Genomic DNA, 16,591 nt, shown 5'->3' with positions numbered 1-16,591 from the left:
TCTGTCCGGCGCTGCTCGCGGCGAGCGGCTGCACGCGCAGCGACGACGGAACCGTCATCATTCCAAGCCGGATGGACGTCAGGCGCATTTGGGACAAGGCCCCGCCAGGAACAACAGCTTCGCGGCAGATCGCGACGGACGTATTTCCTCAGCAGCCGAGCGCCCCGGTGAGTTCCCCCAGTCGAAGACGTGTTTCGACGGCCCCTTCCTTTCAGCCGGATTTGGCTGATGCGTCCTCCCAGCCACAGAAGGCGCTCGCCTGCCGGAATGTGAGCGAACCCGGTAAGCGCTATCGCGTCGTCTGCGAGTAGCCTCGCAGCTACGATAAGATCGCGTGTTTCCTCACTGCGCGTGAAACCTTTGTGTGGTGTCTGGCGTTATCGGCGCAGCACGAAGGGGAGCGAAGATGTCTGTTCATTTCACCGTCTCAGGCCTGACGAGAAACCTGATCCATTCGCTTGGACTGGATCACGAGCGGGCCCCGAGGCGTCTGACACCCGAGCAAAATCTATTGTTGGAATGCTATCTGGCCGGCCAAATTCCGGAATCGGCCTGGAGCGACTACGTCTTCGAAATGCCGCAACTGGAAAAACACGCCAATGCCCGCCGCAGGCGCAATCCGGCGTAGCGCTGTCCAGCAACAAAGCGCCACCTAGAAAGCATAGCCGTTTTCTGTTGGAAATCGGCGAAGGCGAAACTGAGCAACTTGGCAGTTCTACTGCTGAATTGCTTTGGCGTTGTCCTTCGGCGAATTGAATTGAAGCGTTAAGATCTTCCCGGGAATTCCTTTTGCGAGGTCCGGCGAAAAGCTGAGCGGCAGGCAATTTCGCAGGGCGGCGGTCGCCGCGTCGACATAGGCCTGACGCGCCTTGTCATCCCCGTTGACCTTGATGGCCGTTGGCTTCGGCGGGCCGATCAGCGTGCCGTCGCGCTTGAAGCTGAAGCTCAAGGTGACCGAGGCAGTTCCGGCTTCGGCCGGCGGCGTCCAGCACGCCTGCAGCGCGGCGCCGACCTCGTTCATCGTGTTGAGCGATGCAGCATCTGCCGGAAAAGGCATCGCCAGCAGCGCGCCTGCGATCGCTGAAAGTCTAGCCGTGCTTCTCATGGCTTTGTCCTCGCCGCTTTCGCCCGTTCGCATGGTACGATCAACGACGCGGATGACAATAGAATTTCAGCCGCGCCGGCACCCGATAAAATCATGCTGCCGTGACGCTGGCGCGCCGGCGCAAAAGCAAAAAGGCCGGCGCTGAGCCGACCTTTCCTTCTCCTCGGCAATCGCGCCAGTACATCCGTGGTCGCAGCGAGGACCGAGACACTAGACAAGGGTTTGGTTAACGAAACCCTAAACCTCGCGCATTTCTTAAGCCGTGGCCTGGGCCTTCACATGGGCGATGTAGCCGCGCACGTCGCCGGCCGGCTCAGCATAGGCCTTGCCGAGCTTCTTCTCGATCGCAGCCATATAGTCCTTCGCCCAGCTGGGCAGCGCATAGTCGATGACCGCCAGAAACTCCAGTGTCGCCGCCAGACGGATGTCGGCGATCGACGGGTTGTTGCCGCCGATGAAAGGCTTGCCGTCCCTGAAGAAGCTATGAAAGACCTCCAGCGGCTCGGCGATTGCGGCGATGGCAGCCTTTTGCGCCTCCGATTTCTTGTCGGGATGGGCATCGCTGTGGCCGACCTCGCCGGCATATTGCGGAAAGCCAAGTGCCGGATAAGTGGCCCTGGCCACATAGGGATAGAGCGTTCCGACCAGGTAGAACATGGCGCTGTCGACCATCGCCCGCTTGGCCGGCGCCTTCGGATAGAACTTGTCCAGCCCGTGCTTGTTGGCGAGGTACTGCATGATGGCGCAGCTTTCCCAAAGCACGCCTCTGGGAAGTCCTTTGTCCTCGATCATCGGAGTCAGATGCGCCGGGTTCCGCGCCAGGAATTCCGGCGTGCGCGTCAGGCCCCAGGCGTCGGTCTCGGCATGGTCGAGCCCGGCCGCTCGCGTGAACACCCGGACCGTCATGTTGTTGACGCTGGGCCTTAGCATGCTGAGCTTGACCGCGGGCTTCTTCGCCGGCTGCGCCTTGGCTTTAAGCGCTGCCTTTGCCGTTGCTTTAGGCGCGGCTTTTGCCGTCGCTTTAGGCGCGGCTTTTGCGGCCGGCTTGACTGCTTTGGCCGACATCTTGGCGGCAGTCACCTTTGCCGCAGGTTTTGCCATCTTCGCTGCCGGCTTGGCGGCGGCTTTCTTCGTTCCCTTCGTTGCAGCCTTTGCCATCTGGTCCTCCCTCTGACCTGTTCAGTATGGATTTTTCGCCGCCCGGTTCTCGGACAATGTTTCGCGCGATCGCTCGACCAGCGCCTGGATGGCGTCGGCAAGGTGCGCCTCGGCGATATTGTAGTCGCCGCGCGCAACGCGGATCTTGTGCGCCGCCATCAGCACGTCGGCATGGCTGAAGCCCGCGGGCGGCTCGAACCGGTAGGAGGCAAGCTCGATCAGCAGCCCAAGCGGATCCTCGAAATAGATCGAATCCATAAAGCCGCGATCCTTTACCCCGCTGTGCTTGATGGCGCGCTCGTCGAGCCGGCCGACTGCCTGCAGGAACGTCACGCGCGACACCGAGAACGCGATGTGGTGGACACAGCCCGTATCGGTCGGTGTGCGCCGCTTGACCGGGCTGCGGCTCTCGTCGGTGAAGACCGTGATCAGCCGGCCATCGCCCGGGTCGAAATAGAGGTGGCTTTCGCTCGCTTTGTCGAGATTGGGCTGCTCGAAGATGAATGGCATGCCGAGCACGCCTTCCCAGAAATCGATGGAGGTCTGGCGATCGGCGCCGACCAGCGTGATGTGATGGACGCCTTGCGACTGCAGTTTTTGCATTGGCTCCTCCCGGCCCGCCGCGCCTGCCGCCGGACGATGGGGCCAGGCAGCCTTAAATCGGCGCCCGGCAGGCACCGCCGCACGGCTCCGCTCGCTGGGTTCCGCATTTTCGCATCCTGCTGGATCGCGGCCGAAACTTTGATTATCGGATGCTAATTCAATCCGAGGCGTTGCGCCAGAAGCGGCGCGCAGCATCGCACCAGCAGGTCATCGCCGGCCGCAAGGCGGATGCGCAAGGCTCTGCTGCACCATGCTCGAGGGCCGGCCGGGCCAGCGGAACCGCCTGCCCGACACCGCCGTTTACAACCATGGCATTGGCCGACGACATCCAAATGGCGGAACGCCATGTTCTGCAGGCCGAGCAGCACATCAAGCGCCAGCGCGCGCGCATCGCTGCGCTAAAGCGCCGCCGGTTGCCGCGAGGCAAGGCGTCCAGCTTTCTGCAGTTGCTTGAAGACGCCCAATCGATGCACCTGCATCAGCTGTCGCTGTTGTTGGAGAGGGCGTCTCGTGAGCGGACCCGAGCCGGCATTTAGACTTTTTTGGTTCAGCGTCGGCAGCCGACGGAAGCCTTATTTGTAAACCGTCCTTGAAGACGCCCGAACTGGCGACACCGCTACGCTTTCATGTCGCCGATCAGCGAAGCTTCTCAGCGATAGCGGCGACGCTCACGCCGTCCTAGCGCCGCATGGCTATCATGGTAGCCCGCTCTCGGGTGTTACTACCCGCAGCGCGGACACTCTCTCAATCTACCCTCGAAGAAGAAGCACTACTCTGACTTCGCCGGGGTTTCTTTCTTGATTTCCGTCGATGTTGACGTGTCGGACTTGTCAACACTCGCCGTCTGCTGCGCGTCGACTGAGGCTTGATCCTTCGCGTGTGCGGGGCAATTGGCTGATGCTGCAGAGACGGACAGGCCCAGCGCTAAGATCGTTGCGAGGAAGGCTTTCATCATCATCCTCCTTTTGGCAAGTGACATAGCGTAACCCGCGCGTTGCGCGCCGCAAAATCACTTTTCACTCCCCGCATCACAGCTGGCTCGCGCGTCGAGGCCGCAGAGAACTTTATTGAGCGGATGTCCGAGCTGCGTTGCTCCGGGCATGGAGGCGCTGTCTACGCGCCAGAGCGTGAAGCCCCCAGGCCTTTCGCCTGGGGGCGAATATGGTCAAACGCGATTTGCGTAGCGCGCTCGATCGCGTTCGATCTCGTCGGCGGTGTAGTTTTCGGCGCCAGCGTCAAAGCTCCTCCAACCGTCCGCTTCGTAGGCACTGCGGCGATCTTCCAAGTTCACCGATCTTGATTGGCCGAGGATGCTCTCGGCTTCGCCGGCCAACGCGTCGCTAACCTTGGCCGTGACCAACGTCCCGCCGCGGCGCACACCTTCGGCGTAGACATGAGCATCCCTTTCCGGGACCCCGGAGTCGGTAAGGGCTCCGACGATGCCACCGGCAGCCCCGCCGACAACTGCGCCTCCCAATGCGCCTGCAGCGGTAGCGGCGAGCCACCCTGCGGCGGCAACAGGGCCCACGCCTGGGATAGCCATGATCCCTAGCCCCGTCAGCAACCCGCCGGCGCCGCCAATGAGGGCGCCCACACCGGCGCCGCCAGCCGCATCTTCGGCCGCATTCGAGCGATCATCTTGGTACCAGCCGGTCGAATTATTGGCGACGATGCTGATGTCGGAATGCGGAACGCCGATTGCTTCGAGTTCACCGACGGCATCGGAAGCGTCGTCATAATTGTCAAATAGTCCGGTCACGGTTCTCATGGTTGAACTCCAATCCGTTCTCAGTTGCTGCCGGCAACGACGTTGCCTTGATAATCGAGCGCCACGGTTGTCTTCTTTCCGTCCTTGGTGGCCTGACCGCGCCAGATGCCTTGATCGTCCTTGGTTAGCCCTGAGACATCCGAGAAGCCGGCATCCTGGATCCGGCTCTTGGCCTGGTCTTCGGTGAAGCTATTGGCGCCTGGCACCGGAGCAGCCGGATTTTTTGTGTCGGTCGTGGTGACGGCGGGAGTTGTCGAACTCGTCGTCGTGCCGGTCTCATCGTCCATGGTGGAAGCGATCTTCTCGATCATTTCCTTATGCATTTTGAGTGTGGGCAAGGTCTCCGAAGCGAACGCCTTGAGCTGGGGATTGTCGCCATCCTTGGCGTAGTTCTCGAACAGCTCCACGGCATCCGCGTGCGCATCACGCTGCATCTGCACATAGGTCTTTTCGACCTGATCCTTGCCGTTCTGAAGGGCGTCGAGGTCGCTCTTGTGCTTGGCATCCGTCTCGGCGGGCACTTTGAGCTTCTGCTCGCCGGCAATCGTTTCGAGTTTTGCATTGGCCGCCCCATGCTCGTCGATCATCTTTTGGGCGAAGTCTTTGACCGCCTGATCCTGGGCTTTGCCTTGGGCGATCTTACTCGACTCGACCTCGAACATCCCCCCGTTGGCAGCCTTGTCGACGAACCCCTGGGCGTCGTCGGCGGCAAAGGCAGGCACTGCGAATGTGATGGCGGCGGCTGTGGTCAGCGCAACCAGTAGATGGCGATTTTTCATGGAGAAGTTCCTAGTTGGGCAGATGTGCTGCAAACCCAACAAGCGTCCGACACCTTTGTTCCGAGCGCGGTTTGATTTAGCGAGGAGTACCGGCATTCTTTTCACTAGGACCGAGGGTTCAAGCGGCTCATGATCCAGCTGTTTGATGCCAGATGACTTGGCGCAGGTGATCAACGGCTTGGCCGCGCATGGGGCACTGATGGAAAATGATCGACCGCGCTCGCCGGCTCACCCCTATTCGATCTCCGACAATCGGCGGCCCAGAACTCCAATCGTTCGCGCTTCATCGATCCTTGCTGGCCTCTCGGCAAACTTTTCACGTTAGACGGAACCTTTGTGATCACCGGCTCTTCCCTTGTAATTGCTGGGAGGCAATCAATGGCAAACCTGGGAAGACTGGCTGTCGCCATATTGGGCATTCTCGCCTACCAAAATCGCGACAAGATCGGAGAGCTGCTCCGCGGCGCGGGAAATCGCGATCCAAATAGTCTGCAGGGAGGGATCTTGGATCAGCTGTCCAAAGGCGTATCGGGGACGGCGCTTGGGGATATTGTCGACCGCTTCAGAAATGCGGGAGCCGGTTCCAAGGTGGATTCTTGGGTTAGTAGCGGACCCAACCAGCCGATCGAGCCGAAAGATGTCGAGGCGGCAATAGACGATGAAACACTGGCTTCTCTTTCAATGCAGACCGGCTTGTCCCGCGATGAGCTGATAGCCAGGATAACCAGGGACTTGCCCGAGGCGGTCAACAAGCTGACGCCCAATGGCGAACTGCCACCCGCGGGGCCCGACGATGTCACCCTGCTCGATCCGGTGCCACCACAGCGTTGATGGCGCGGCAAGGTCACACTCCAAGTCCGTCAGCGTTTGCGAAAAGCCTGTCTTGAGAAGCGCGAGGACTTGCAACGGTCATGGCGCAACTCATCCCGCTTTCGCAGGTGAGCGGTTTGCCGCTTCCGTTTGGGAGCGTGCTGACTATGAGCGGTCAATCCCATCAGGGGTGTAGCCGCAGAGGCAACCAAAGATCCCTCGCTTGCGCTCATTAACCGCGACGGCGTTTATTAGCTACGCCTAAAGTTCTGATGTCAGCCGTCGAAAGGTGGCGCATAGTACAGACTTGCCCCTTGCCCACATGGGGTAAAAGGCCCGGCCTGTCTGCCCTAGGTCCCCGATATGCCACAGGCCGGGCGCCCCCATCTTTAGGCTGCACTGTTCCGCGCCGCTTTTTTCAGCAAGCGCGATAGATGCACGTCGTGAAGCTCCTGAACGCTTTGAAGAAGTTCGGAATTCAAGCGCCTTGGTGGTGGGCAATTCGAGGCGTTGTGGTTCGGCTGGGAAACAAAGAAGCGTTAGCCTGCATGGTGGAGGCCACTGAACAGGCGGGGGCTAATCCGTCTTTGCGCCTACGGCAGATAGATGAGCCGCTTCTCCAATCGATACGATGAATCGCATCATTGCCCGATGCTACTTTGAGGAGGCAACCGGTTTTGCAGCCCTAGCAGCCAATAGGCTTGAGGGGTTGGATATGAGCAGAACGACTCTCGTTGCGATTGCTTTCCTCGTCATCAGCATCGGCCCGACCGAAGCCAATGGACATAAGGTTTTGCCGGTTTGCACCGCGTCGAGCTCACTGTCCGAGGTCTTGCATGGCAAGTGTTTTCTCGTCAAAGGCTCGATGATCTATGGCGACATCGCCGATCTTTCCCAGATAATCCAATTGGGATGGTAGCCAAGGCCGAATCGGTGCCTAGACGCTATCGCATGACTGAGCCACGCCGTTTCTTCCCGGGAAATAGCGCAGCGCCTTCCCCTCAATGGGACAGCGGGGAAACAGGGGGCTTCAAAGCCCATGGGCAAAGCGCCACTCCGATAACGTCGAGTATAACGCCAGGCGCGCGCCAATGGCGGATTCGTGCGCCTATCTTCCATACCGGCGCGTAACGCATTGCCGCCGCAACTGGCGCGGTTCATTCTGGTCGCGACCCCATAGAGTGGATGCGTGGTTGCATTTCAGGCTGGAGGCCTTTGCCGCATCAACCGAAAATCAAGCAAAATTACGCGGCCGACAGCCTGTCGCGACCGGCCCCTAAAGGTCGACCTTGGCGACATTATCCTTGTATTCCTGCTTCGGGTCATATCCGAGCAGCATCTTGATGCCCGAAACCACGCTCGACGCATCGAGCCAGATTTCGGCTCGGTCCGGATCGAAGCGCAACAGCGTGAGTTTCGGATCGTCTTTGCCGCCCTCGAACCATGCTTCGACATAGGGGTTCCAGAGCCGATCGATCACAGCCCGATCATTGTCGACGCGAAGCTTGCCCTGCACCGTTGCGAAGAGGTCATGTCCCTTGGAGACGAACGTGGCCGTTGCCTGGTCGCCGCCGGAAAGGCCCATCGGAAGCTCCGTGTCTTTCGCCGTGAAAAACCAGATCGGACCGGTATCGTCCTTCTCCAGTTGTGCCGTCATCGGCCGAGGGATGATGTTGGAGCCGTCGAGGCCGATCATCATCGTCATGTCAGATTTCAGTGCTTTCCAGAATTTCGCTTCGAGCTCAGCGGGTGTCGGCATGTCTCATCCTTTCACTGAAAGAAAGGCAAACGGCCGACGGTGCTGTGTGTTCCTTCCCGCATTGCCTGGCTAAGGCTTCTCGATCGCTATTCGACGCGTCGTCGTTCAAAGCAGCTAAATTATTGGAATCAATGGTACGCCCAAGGGGAATCGAACCCCTGTTCCCGCCGTGAGAGGGCGGTGTCCTGACCGCTAGACGATGGGCGCGCTCAAGAACCGGCTACATAGGATGAAGGCCGGAAAAAAGCAACTGGGGTTTCGGACTGTTCGCGGACTTTGCGGACTGCCCTCGTCAACCCTGCCGTTTCGGCTCGATCAGATCCCAGAGATTGCCGTAGAGATCGGCAAACACCGCCACCGTGCCATAGGGCTCGAAGCGCGGCGCCTCGCGGAATTCGACGCCCCTGCCAAGCATCGCCTGATGGTCGCGGGCGAAGTCGTCCGTTTCGAGAAAAAGAAACACCCGGCCGCCGGTCTGGTCGCCGATGCGGCTTGCCTGCCTCTCGCCGGAGGCTGCCGCCAAGAGCAGCCGCGCGCCCTGCCTGTTTGCCGGCGTGACCGTCACCCAGCGCTTGCCGCCGCCGAGGTCGACATCCTCGCTCAGCACGAAGCCAAGCCGCTCGACATACCAGGCTATCGCCTCGTCATAGTTTTCGACGACGAGCGCCACGGTCGCAATGCTGCGGTTATCGGCAAAGCCGCTCATTTGTTGCGAATCGCGAACTGGCCGATCACGCGGCGCTCGGCAATGTCGTAGAGAAAGATGGAACGGCTGCCGTCCGCGAGCTCGGCATCGATCGACAGGCGGTTGCCGGACAGTGCCTGGCTGACCACCTTGGCGCCGACCGGCAGCACGATATCGCCCGAGAGGGGCGCGCCGGCCGGAGCCTGGACATCGCCGGCATGCACCGATCCGGCGCCGGGCGCATTGCGGGCTTTGTAGACAAGGGCTCCGATCACCACCATAAGGGCGAGGAACAGAAGACCGAGATTGACGATCATGAAGCGGATGAGCTTCCGGCGCACTTTTTCGGCCGCAGGGTCGAGCGGCTTCTCCTCATCTTCTTCGGCGATCGGCCGGGCCATGACTAAACAATCCGCAACGGGTTTCGATGAGCGCTCATAGCGAAGAGACCTCGATTTTGATAGGGCCCCGATTTTGAGACAGGATGAATTGCCGGGCGATGAGTTGGATGGAGCGGTGGAGCTGGAAACCGGCGCCGATGCCGCAGGCCAGCGCCTCGACCAGTGGCTCACCGCCCAGCTCGGCCCGGAGATCTCACGCAGCCGCGTGCAGGCCCTCATCAAGCAGGGTGCGGTTACGATCGCCGGCAAGCCGGTCGAAGAGGCAAAGCGCAAGATGGCGCCGGGCGAGCGCGTCACGGTCATCATGCCGCAGCCGGAGCCTGCCGAGCCGCAAGGCGAGGCCATTCCTCTCGACATCCTTTACGAGGACGACGAGCTGATCGTCGTCAACAAGCCGGCGGGGCTGGTTGTGCATCCCGGCGCCGGCAACTGGACCGGCACACTGGTCAACGCGCTGATCCATCATTGCGGCGACAGTCTTTCCGGCATCGGCGGCGTCAGGCGACCGGGCATCGTCCACCGGCTGGACAAGGAAACCAGCGGCGTCATGGTGGTGGCCAAGACCGACCGCGCCCACAAGGCACTGTCCGAGGCCTTCGCCGATCATGGCCGGACGGGCGACCTCGAACGCGCCTATCTGGCGCTGGTCTGGGGCATTCCGCAGCGGCCGACCGGCACCGTCGAGGCCGCGCTCGGCCGCGCCGCCGACCGGGTGCGGCGCGCGGTGGTTCCCGAAGGCCGGGACGACGCCCGGCATGCCGTCACCCATTTCACCGTCGTCGAGCGTTTCGGCGGGCGGCAGAAGGAATTCACCACCGCAAGTCTGATCGAATGCCGCCTCGAGACCGGCCGCACGCACCAGATCAGGGTGCATATGGCGCATATCGGCCATCCGGTGGTCGGCGATCCGGAGTACGGTCAGGCCTTTCGCACCAAGGCCAACCGGCTGCCGGAACCTCTGAAAGGCGAGGTCAAGGCATTTTCCAGGCAGGCGCTCCATGCCTGGCTCCTTGAATTCCGACACCCGACTTCCCATCTACCGATGCGGTTCGAGGCGCCGATGCCGAGGGACATGGAGGAACTTGTCGGCGGCTTTCGAATGCTCTGAACTGCCATCAAGACGCTTCAAACCAGCCATCAAAAAACCTGACTGGCGTTGTTCACTTCAGCGTGACACACTGTTTCGTGTTGAACAAACGCCTGTCCTTTCTGGTTTTGTTCCTATATACAGCAGTTGCCGCGAGTGAGCCGATTGGCATTCGCGTCACACGCCCGCCGCGTTACGGGGGCATCACTCCAATAGAGAGGGGCGCTATCATGGCCCAGTCACTACCCAGTATCGTTTCCGGTGAAGGCGGTCTCGCCCGCTACCTGGAAGAAATCCGTCGCTTTCCGATGCTTCAGCCCCAGGAAGAGTACATGCTCGCCAAGCGTTATGCCGAGCATCAGGACACTTCCGCCGCGCACAAGCTCGTCACCAGCCATTTGCGGCTCGTCGCCAAGATTGCCATGGGCTATCGCGGCTACGGCCTGCCGATCGGCGAGGTGATCTCGGAAGGCAATGTCGGCCTCATGCAGGCTGTCAAGAAATTCGAACCGGAGCGCGGCTTCCGGCTCGCCACCTACGCTATGTGGTGGATCAAGGCCTCGATCCAGGAATACATCCTGCGCTCGTGGAGCCTGGTCAAGATGGGCACCACCGCCAACCAGAAGCGCCTGTTCTTCAACCTGCGCAAGGTGAAGGGCCGGATCCAGGCGCTCGACGACGGCGACCTCAAGCCCGACCAGATCGCCGAGATCGCCACGCGTCTCAACGTTTCCGAGGCCGAAGTGGTGTCGATGAACCGTCGCCTGTCGGGCGACGCTTCGCTCAACGCCCCCATCAGGGCGAGCGAAGGTGAGTCCGGTGAATGGCAGGACTGGCTGGTCGACGATCACGAAAGCCAGGAAGAGATGCTGATCGAGCAGGACGAGCTGGAAAACCGGCGCTCGATGCTGTCGGGCGCGCTGTCGGTGCTCAACGACCGCGAGCGGCGCATCTTCGAGGCGCGTCGTCTGGCCGAAGAGCCGCTGACGCTGGAAGAGCTGTCGGCCGAGTTCGACATCAGCCGCGAGCGCGTGCGCCAGATCGAGGTGCGCGCCTTCGAGAAGGTGCAGGACGCGGTCAAGGCCGCGGCCAAGCGTCAAAACCAGGCGCTGCGCACCATCGAAGCGCAGCCGGCGGCGTAAAAGCTCGAGGCATTACGCAAAGACAAAACGGCGGCGCCGGGATCTGGTGCCGCCGTTTCTTTTTGGTACCTGCACGCCCGCGATTGGCGAAAGCTGTGGCGCGCCCCTAATGTCCGGCAGGACAATAAGGGGCAGCGCCGGGATTACGAGCTTATCACGTCAGGACAACGTCCGTTGACGCGGTAATCACCGAACGCCGCGCCGCCCCTCATCCGCCTTTCGGGCACCTTCTCCCTGTGGGACGGGGAGAAGGAAAGCTCACGCTGTCGGCTGCTTGGTCTTGCGCAGATACGGCAACACCGTCTCGTAGGCGCCGAAGCGCTTGATCGCGTCCTCGTTGGAGACGGCAGCGGTGATGATCACGTCCTCGCCCTGCTTCCAGTTTGCCGGCGTCGCGACCTGATGCTTGGCCGTCAGTTGGATGGAATCGATGACGCGCAGGATCTCATCGAAGTTGCGGCCGGTGGTCATCGGATAGGTCAGCACCAGCTTGATCTTCTTGTCCGGGCCGATGACGTAGACCGAGCGCACCGTGGCGTTGTCGGCCGGCGTGCGCCCTTCAGAGCTCTCGCCGGCGCCCGCCGGCAGCATCTCGTAAAGCTTGGCGACGGCGAGATCCTTGTCGCCGATCAGCGGATAGTTCACCGTCTGGCCGGTAGCTGTCTTGATGTCGGCCTGCCATTTGTCGTGGCTCGACACCGGATCGACGGAAATGCCGATGATCTTGACGTTTCGCTTTTTGAATTCGCCCTCGAGCCCGGCCATCGTGCCGAGCTCGGTCGTGCAAACCGGCGTGAAGTTCTTCGGATGGCTGAAGAGCACTGCCCAGCCGTCACCGATCCATTGATGGAAATTGATCGTCCCTTGCGTGGTCTCGGCCGTGAAATCCGGCGCGATATCGTTGATACGAAGGCTCATCGCGGGCTCCCTACCCTGTGACATGGCGCCGGCATGGGCCAACCCCAGCGGCGCGCGTCAGCTTCTATACCGCCGGAAGGAACGGTTCAAAAGGCTTGTGTCTGCAAGCGTGATCGGAACGACGGAAAAATTACTGCTTTTCCTGGAAAAGACAGCAGAATTTCCATAGCGGACGCAGGGGATTGGCGGCTTAAGCCTTCTTCACCGCCAGCGTCGTCGCAAGGTCTTCCATGCGCTGCGCAAGTGCCGCGAGCGCGGTCGTCAGCACGCTGTCGCTCTTGTCGGCCTTGGTCAGCGCCTCGTCGCGCGTCTTGCGCAGCGTCAGCACCTCGCTCTCCATGCCCTTGACCCGCTTGTTGAGCTCCGAAAGCTCATCCATCACCATGATGCCGGCCATGACTGTCAGCCGCTGGTCACCGATCTCGCCGAACGAATCCTTCAAATGCATGACATACCGGTCGAAGCGCTCGGCGAGGTCGATCAGATGCTCTTCCTGGCCCTCGTCGCAAGCCATCCTGTACTGCTTGCCGTCGATGGAAACGGTGACCTGTGCCATTGGCTTACCTGTCCAGTACCGCGCGAATGGTTTCCATGGCGGTCACCAGCCGGCGCGACACTTCCTTGTTGGCGTCTTCCAGCCGTTCGGCGCGCGCCTCGGAATTGTCGAGCTCCTGCGCCAGCCGCGAGCGGTCGGCGTTCATGCGCTGCACCTCGGCCTCGGCTTCGGAATAGTCGCGCTCATGCTCGAGCCGCGCCGCCACGGCGTTTTCCAGTCCCTCCATGGCTTTGCCGAGCCTGGCGATGACTTCCTTGAGGGTCGTTTCCCCGGTCATGGCCTTCGTCCTATGCCCTGCCCGTCACCGAATCGCTCGCGTTCAGAACGCGTTATCTCGGAAAGATTAGGCGCCGGGTGAAGCGCGCGTCAATAAAGCTCTCGCGACTGTCCCCCGCTAACGCTAATGTAGCGTCGCCGGCGCCTTCACAAGGCCGGCAAAAAAGCACCGATTTGTTGACTCAAAGGCCGCGCCTGCTATGTGTCGCGCACCCTTTCCACGGGCTCTCCCAAGGCTCCAACCCCTATTCCGGAGGAAGCATGACCTCGCGTGAACAACATGATCGGATGGCCAATGCGATCCGTTTTCTTTCCATGGACGCCGTCGAGAAGGCCAATTCCGGCCACCCCGGCCTGCCCATGGGCTGCGCCGACATCGCTACGGTGCTGTTCACCCGCTTCCTGAAATTCGACGCCAGGGCCCCGCACTGGGCCGATCGCGACCGTTTCATCCTGTCGGCCGGTCACGGCTCGATGCTGCTCTATTCGCTCCTGTACCTCACCGGCTATGAGGACATGACGATCGACCAGATCAAGAACTTCCGCCAACTCGGATCGAAGACCGCCGGCCATCCCGAATACGGCCATGCCGCCGGCATCGAGACCACCACCGGTCCGCTCGGCCAGGGCCTCGCCAACTCGGTCGGCTTCGCGCTCGCCGAGCGCATCATGAACGCCGCCTTCGGCAACGACCTTGTCAACCACTACACCTATGTGCTGGCCGGCGACGGCTGCTTGATGGAAGGCGTCTCCCAGGAAGCCATCGCGCTCGCCGGCCATCTCAAGCTCAACAAGCTGATCGTCTTCTGGGACAACAACAACATCTCGATCGACGGCCCGGTCTCGCTCGCCGACAACACCGACCAGGTCGCCCGCTTCCAGGCCAGCGGCTGGAACGCCAGCCACATCGACGGCACCGATCCGGAAGCCATCGCCTACGCCATCGAAGCCGCCCGCCATTCCGACAAGCCGACGATGATCGCCTGCAAGACGACCATCGGCTTCGGCGCCCCAACCAAGGCCGGCACCAACAAGGCGCATGGCTCGCCGCTCGGCGCCGACGAAATCGCCGGCGCCCGCAAATTCTTCAACTGGGAATCGCCGCCCTTCGAGATTCCGGCCGACATCCTCGACGCCTGGCGCGGCGTCGGCACCGCCGGCGCCAAGGCGCGCGCCGATTGGGAAGGCCGCCTTGCCAAGGCCGAAGCCAAGCTGAAGGGCGAATTCGAGCGCCGCCTCGCCGGCAAGCTGCCGGACAATTTCGACGCCGTCATCGCCGAGTACAAGAAGAAGCTCTCGGCCGACAAGCCGAAGGTGGCCACCCGCAAGTCCTCGGAAATGGCGCTGGAAGTGATCAACGGCGCTGTTCCCGAAACCATCGGCGGCTCGGCCGACCTCACCGGCTCCAACAACACTAAGACCAGCCAGACCAAGAACATCACTCCGGACGACTACGGCCAGCGCTATGTTCATTACGGCATCCGCGAGCACGGCATGGCGGCGGCCATCAACGGGTTGACGCTGCATGGCGGCCTGATCGCCTATGGCGGCACCTTCTTGTGTTTCTCCGACTATGCCCGCCCCTCGATGCGCCTTGCCTCGCTGATGGGCATCCGCTCGATCTTCGTCATGACCCATGACTCGATCGGCCTCGGCGAGGACGGCCCGACCCACCAGCCGGTCGAGCATCTGGCCGCACTGCGCGCCATTCCGAACCACAACGTCTTCCGCCCGGCCGACGCGGTCGAGACGGCGGAATGTTGGCAGCTGGCGCTGGAGTCCGAAAAGACGCCTTCGACGCTCGCGCTGACCCGCCAGAACCTGCCGACCGTGCGCAGCGAACACAGCGAGAAGAACCTCAGCGCCTCGGGCGCCTATGAGCTTGCCGCGGCAAACGGCGAGGCGGCCGTGACGATCTTCGCCACGGGCTCGGAGGTCGAGGTCGCCCTTGGCGCCCGCGAGTTGCTCGAAAAACACGGCCATCCGACCCGCGTCGTATCGGTGCCCTGCTTCGAGTTGTTCGACCAGCAGGAGGAGGACTATCGCAGGAAGACCATCGGCAACGCCAAGGTGAAGGTCGCTATCGAGGCCGGCATCCGCCAGGGCTGGGATCACCTGATCGGTATCGACGGCATCTTCGTCGGCATGACCGGCTTCGGCGCCTCCGGCTCGATCGAGCAGCTCTATCCGCATTTCGGCATCACCGCCGAGGCCGCGGCCAAGGCCGTGGAGGCGCGCCTGCACGGCGAGTGAGCCATCGCATGTCGCTCAAAAGCGCGCAGCGATCTCGAGCGGCATGCATAAAAAGCAACGCCCCGTCCGGCGAAGCCCATTCAAAGGATGTCGCCGGACTGGACCAACCTAATCGATTTAAATTCCGGCTTCTGCGGCTGGATTCTTTGCACGCCCGCCGCTATGAAGCAGCGGACCCCTCCACTTTCCAGCCCCCAGGGAGAGAAACATGACCGTCAGAGTTGCCATCAACGGATTTGGCCGCATCGGCCGCAACATCCTGCGCGCCATTCATGAATCCGGCCGCAAGGACATCGACGTCGTCGCCGTCAACGACCTCGGGCCGGTCGAGACCAACGCGCATCTGCTCCGCTACGACAGCGTGCATGGCCGCTTCCCGCATGAAGTGACGGTCGACGGCGACCAGATCTCCGTCGGCAAGGAAAAGTTCAAGGTCACCGCCATCAAAGATCCGACCCAGCTGCCCTGGAAAGATCTCGGCATCGACATCGCGCTCGAATGCACCGGTATCTTCACTGCGCGCGACAAGGCTGCCGCGCATCTGACAGCCGGCGCCAAGCGCGTCATCGTCTCGGCCCCGGCCGAAGGCGCCGATCTCACGGTCGTCTACGGCATCAACCACGACAAGCTGACCAAGGACCACGTCGTCATCTCCAACGCGTCCTGCACCACCAACTGCCTGGCGCCGCTTGCCGCCGTGCTGCACGAGACCGTCGGCATCGAGAAGGGCATGATGACGACGATCCACTCCTACACCGGCGACCAGCCGACGCTGGACACCATGCACAAGGACCTTTACCGGGCCCGCGCCGCGGCGCTGTCGCAGATCCCGACCTCGACCGGTGCCGCCAAGGCGATCGGTCTGGTGCTGCCCGAGCTCAAGGGCAAGCTCGACGGCATCTCCATCCGCGTGCCGACTCCGAACGTCTCGGTCGTCGATTTCAAATTCATCGCCAAGCGCTCGACCACCGCGCAGGAGATCAACGAAGCGCTGATCGCCGCCTCCAAGGGCAAGCTGAAGGGCGTGCTCTCGGTCACCCATCACCCGAACGTCTCGATCGATTTCAACCACGATCCGCACTCCTCGATCGCGGCGCTCGACCAGACCAAGGTCATGGACGGCAACTTCGTCTCGGTGCTCTCCTGGTACGACAACGAATGGGGCTTCTCGAACCGCATGGGCGACACGGCTGTCGCCTTCGGCAAGACCATCGCCTGACCTCAGGCTTCCTTTTTTATCGTGTGAAACGCCCGGCTTCGGCCGGGCGTTTTCGTTCGACGCAGCGGCATG

The 16,591-nt window shown here is 61.7% G+C and carries 20 protein-coding genes and 1 tRNA gene; 8 read left to right on the top strand and 13 right to left on the bottom strand.

The annotated features are described in order from the left end of the window. Nucleotides 1-406: 406 nt before the first annotated feature. Nucleotides 407-628 (top strand): hypothetical protein, encoded by a 222-nt coding sequence (locus tag CK221_RS14370; RefSeq protein WP_067319298.1) that lies wholly within the window; start codon nt 407-409, stop codon nt 626-628. An 87-nt stretch (nt 629-715) separates the two neighbouring features. Here the strand turns inward: CK221_RS14370 and CK221_RS14365 are convergent, their stop codons facing one another. The 3 genes from CK221_RS14365 to CK221_RS14355 all read right to left on the bottom strand — a co-directional run bounded on the left by CK221_RS14365 (nt 716) and on the right by CK221_RS14355 (nt 2,866). Further along, nucleotides 716-1,105, bottom strand: coding sequence for a hypothetical protein (locus CK221_RS14365; RefSeq protein WP_095778211.1), 390 nt, complete (start codon nt 1,103-1,105; stop codon nt 716-718). 255 nt (nt 1,106-1,360) lie between these two features. Continuing rightward, on the bottom strand, nt 1,361-2,263 hold the full coding sequence (locus CK221_RS14360; RefSeq protein ID WP_095778160.1) for a glutathione S-transferase family protein: 903 nt from the start codon (nt 2,261-2,263) through the stop codon (nt 1,361-1,363). Nucleotides 2,264-2,284: 21 nt separating this feature from the next. After that, nucleotides 2,285-2,866: a VOC family protein gene (locus CK221_RS14355; RefSeq protein ID WP_067319302.1), complete on the bottom strand. Its 582-nt coding sequence runs from the start codon at nt 2,864-2,866 to the stop codon at nt 2,285-2,287. A gap of 308 nt (nt 2,867-3,174) precedes the next feature. On the opposite strand from CK221_RS14355, the gene CK221_RS29775 reads away from it, so the two are divergent. Then, nucleotides 3,175-3,402, top strand: a complete 228-nt coding sequence (locus CK221_RS29775) for a hypothetical protein (protein WP_128372327.1) — start codon at nt 3,175-3,177, stop codon at nt 3,400-3,402. 233 nt (nt 3,403-3,635) lie between these two features. On the opposite strand, the gene CK221_RS14345 is transcribed toward CK221_RS29775, so the two are convergent. From CK221_RS14345 to CK221_RS14335, 3 genes are all read right to left on the bottom strand, one after another. Next, nucleotides 3,636-3,818, bottom strand: a complete 183-nt coding sequence (locus tag CK221_RS14345; protein ID WP_095778210.1) for a hypothetical protein — start codon at nt 3,816-3,818, stop codon at nt 3,636-3,638. Nucleotides 3,819-4,031: 213 nt separating this feature from the next. Beyond that, a complete protein-coding gene (locus tag CK221_RS14340; RefSeq protein ID WP_095778158.1) occupies nt 4,032-4,634 on the bottom strand; it encodes a hypothetical protein in 603 nt (200 codons plus the stop codon). A gap of 20 nt (nt 4,635-4,654) precedes the next feature. After that, nucleotides 4,655-5,413: a DUF4142 domain-containing protein gene (locus CK221_RS14335; protein ID WP_095778157.1), complete on the bottom strand. Its 759-nt coding sequence runs from the start codon at nt 5,411-5,413 to the stop codon at nt 4,655-4,657. Between the two features lie 378 nt (nt 5,414-5,791). On the opposite strand from CK221_RS14335, the gene CK221_RS14330 reads away from it, so the two are divergent. Together CK221_RS14330 and CK221_RS14320 are read left to right on the top strand one after the other, a co-directional pair. Further along, nucleotides 5,792-6,244, top strand: coding sequence for a YidB family protein (locus CK221_RS14330; RefSeq protein ID WP_067002068.1), 453 nt, complete (start codon nt 5,792-5,794; stop codon nt 6,242-6,244). 610 nt (nt 6,245-6,854) lie between these two features. Further along, nucleotides 6,855-7,142, top strand: a complete 288-nt coding sequence (locus CK221_RS14320) for a hypothetical protein (protein WP_245299753.1) — start codon at nt 6,855-6,857, stop codon at nt 7,140-7,142. A gap of 357 nt (nt 7,143-7,499) precedes the next feature. On the opposite strand, the gene CK221_RS14315 is transcribed toward CK221_RS14320, so the two are convergent. From CK221_RS14315 to CK221_RS14300, 4 genes are all read right to left on the bottom strand, one after another. Further along, nucleotides 7,500-7,982 (bottom strand): pyridoxamine 5'-phosphate oxidase family protein, encoded by a 483-nt coding sequence (locus CK221_RS14315; protein WP_067002065.1) that lies wholly within the window; start codon nt 7,980-7,982, stop codon nt 7,500-7,502. Nucleotides 7,983-8,114: 132 nt separating this feature from the next. Further along, a tRNA-Glu gene (locus CK221_RS14310) sits at nt 8,115-8,189 on the bottom strand. Nucleotides 8,190-8,274: 85 nt separating this feature from the next. Beyond that, nucleotides 8,275-8,688, bottom strand: a complete 414-nt coding sequence (locus CK221_RS14305; protein ID WP_067002062.1) for a VOC family protein — start codon at nt 8,686-8,688, stop codon at nt 8,275-8,277. After that, on the bottom strand, nt 8,685-9,068 hold the full coding sequence (locus tag CK221_RS14300; protein ID WP_067002059.1) for a fimbrial protein: 384 nt from the start codon (nt 9,066-9,068) through the stop codon (nt 8,685-8,687). The genes CK221_RS14305 and CK221_RS14300 overlap by 4 nt, the downstream gene beginning before the upstream one ends. Nucleotides 9,069-9,183: 115 nt before the next feature. Here CK221_RS14300 and CK221_RS14295 point away from each other — a divergent pair, with 115 nt between their 5' ends. Both CK221_RS14295 and rpoH read left to right on the top strand, forming a co-directional pair. Further along, nucleotides 9,184-10,176, top strand: a complete 993-nt coding sequence (locus tag CK221_RS14295; RefSeq protein ID WP_245430638.1) for an RluA family pseudouridine synthase — start codon at nt 9,184-9,186, stop codon at nt 10,174-10,176. A gap of 209 nt (nt 10,177-10,385) precedes the next feature. Then, nucleotides 10,386-11,297, top strand: coding sequence for an RNA polymerase sigma factor RpoH (gene rpoH / locus CK221_RS14290; RefSeq protein WP_067002056.1), 912 nt, complete (start codon nt 10,386-10,388; stop codon nt 11,295-11,297). Nucleotides 11,298-11,555: 258 nt separating this feature from the next. On the opposite strand, the gene CK221_RS14285 is transcribed toward rpoH, so the two are convergent. The 3 genes from CK221_RS14285 to CK221_RS14275 all read right to left on the bottom strand — a co-directional run bounded on the left by CK221_RS14285 (nt 11,556) and on the right by CK221_RS14275 (nt 13,048). After that, nucleotides 11,556-12,215 (bottom strand): peroxiredoxin, encoded by a 660-nt coding sequence (locus CK221_RS14285; RefSeq protein ID WP_095778154.1) that lies wholly within the window; start codon nt 12,213-12,215, stop codon nt 11,556-11,558. A gap of 190 nt (nt 12,216-12,405) precedes the next feature. Beyond that, nucleotides 12,406-12,771 carry a cell division protein ZapA gene (locus CK221_RS14280; protein ID WP_067002048.1) on the bottom strand — a complete coding sequence of 122 codons (366 nt, stop codon included), beginning with the start codon at nt 12,769-12,771 and terminating at the stop codon, nt 12,406-12,408. A 4-nt stretch (nt 12,772-12,775) separates the two neighbouring features. Beyond that, nucleotides 12,776-13,048, bottom strand: a complete 273-nt coding sequence (locus CK221_RS14275; RefSeq protein ID WP_040973690.1) for a DUF4164 domain-containing protein — start codon at nt 13,046-13,048, stop codon at nt 12,776-12,778. Between the two features lie 260 nt (nt 13,049-13,308). Between CK221_RS14275 and tkt the strand changes: the two genes are divergently transcribed. Continuing rightward, nucleotides 13,309-15,300, top strand: a complete 1,992-nt coding sequence (gene tkt / locus CK221_RS14270; protein WP_095778153.1) for a transketolase — start codon at nt 13,309-13,311, stop codon at nt 15,298-15,300. A gap of 208 nt (nt 15,301-15,508) precedes the next feature. Then, a complete protein-coding gene (gene gap / locus CK221_RS14265; protein ID WP_095778152.1) occupies nt 15,509-16,519 on the top strand; it encodes a type I glyceraldehyde-3-phosphate dehydrogenase in 1,011 nt (336 codons plus the stop codon). Nucleotides 16,520-16,591: the final 72 nt, after the last annotated feature.

The organism is Mesorhizobium sp. WSM3868, from assembly GCF_002294785.1.
GTDB lineage: Bacteria > Pseudomonadota > Alphaproteobacteria > Rhizobiales > Rhizobiaceae > Mesorhizobium.
The sequence above is the reverse complement of the archived record's forward strand: the minus strand, read 5'-3'. Positions and strand labels throughout refer to the sequence as shown.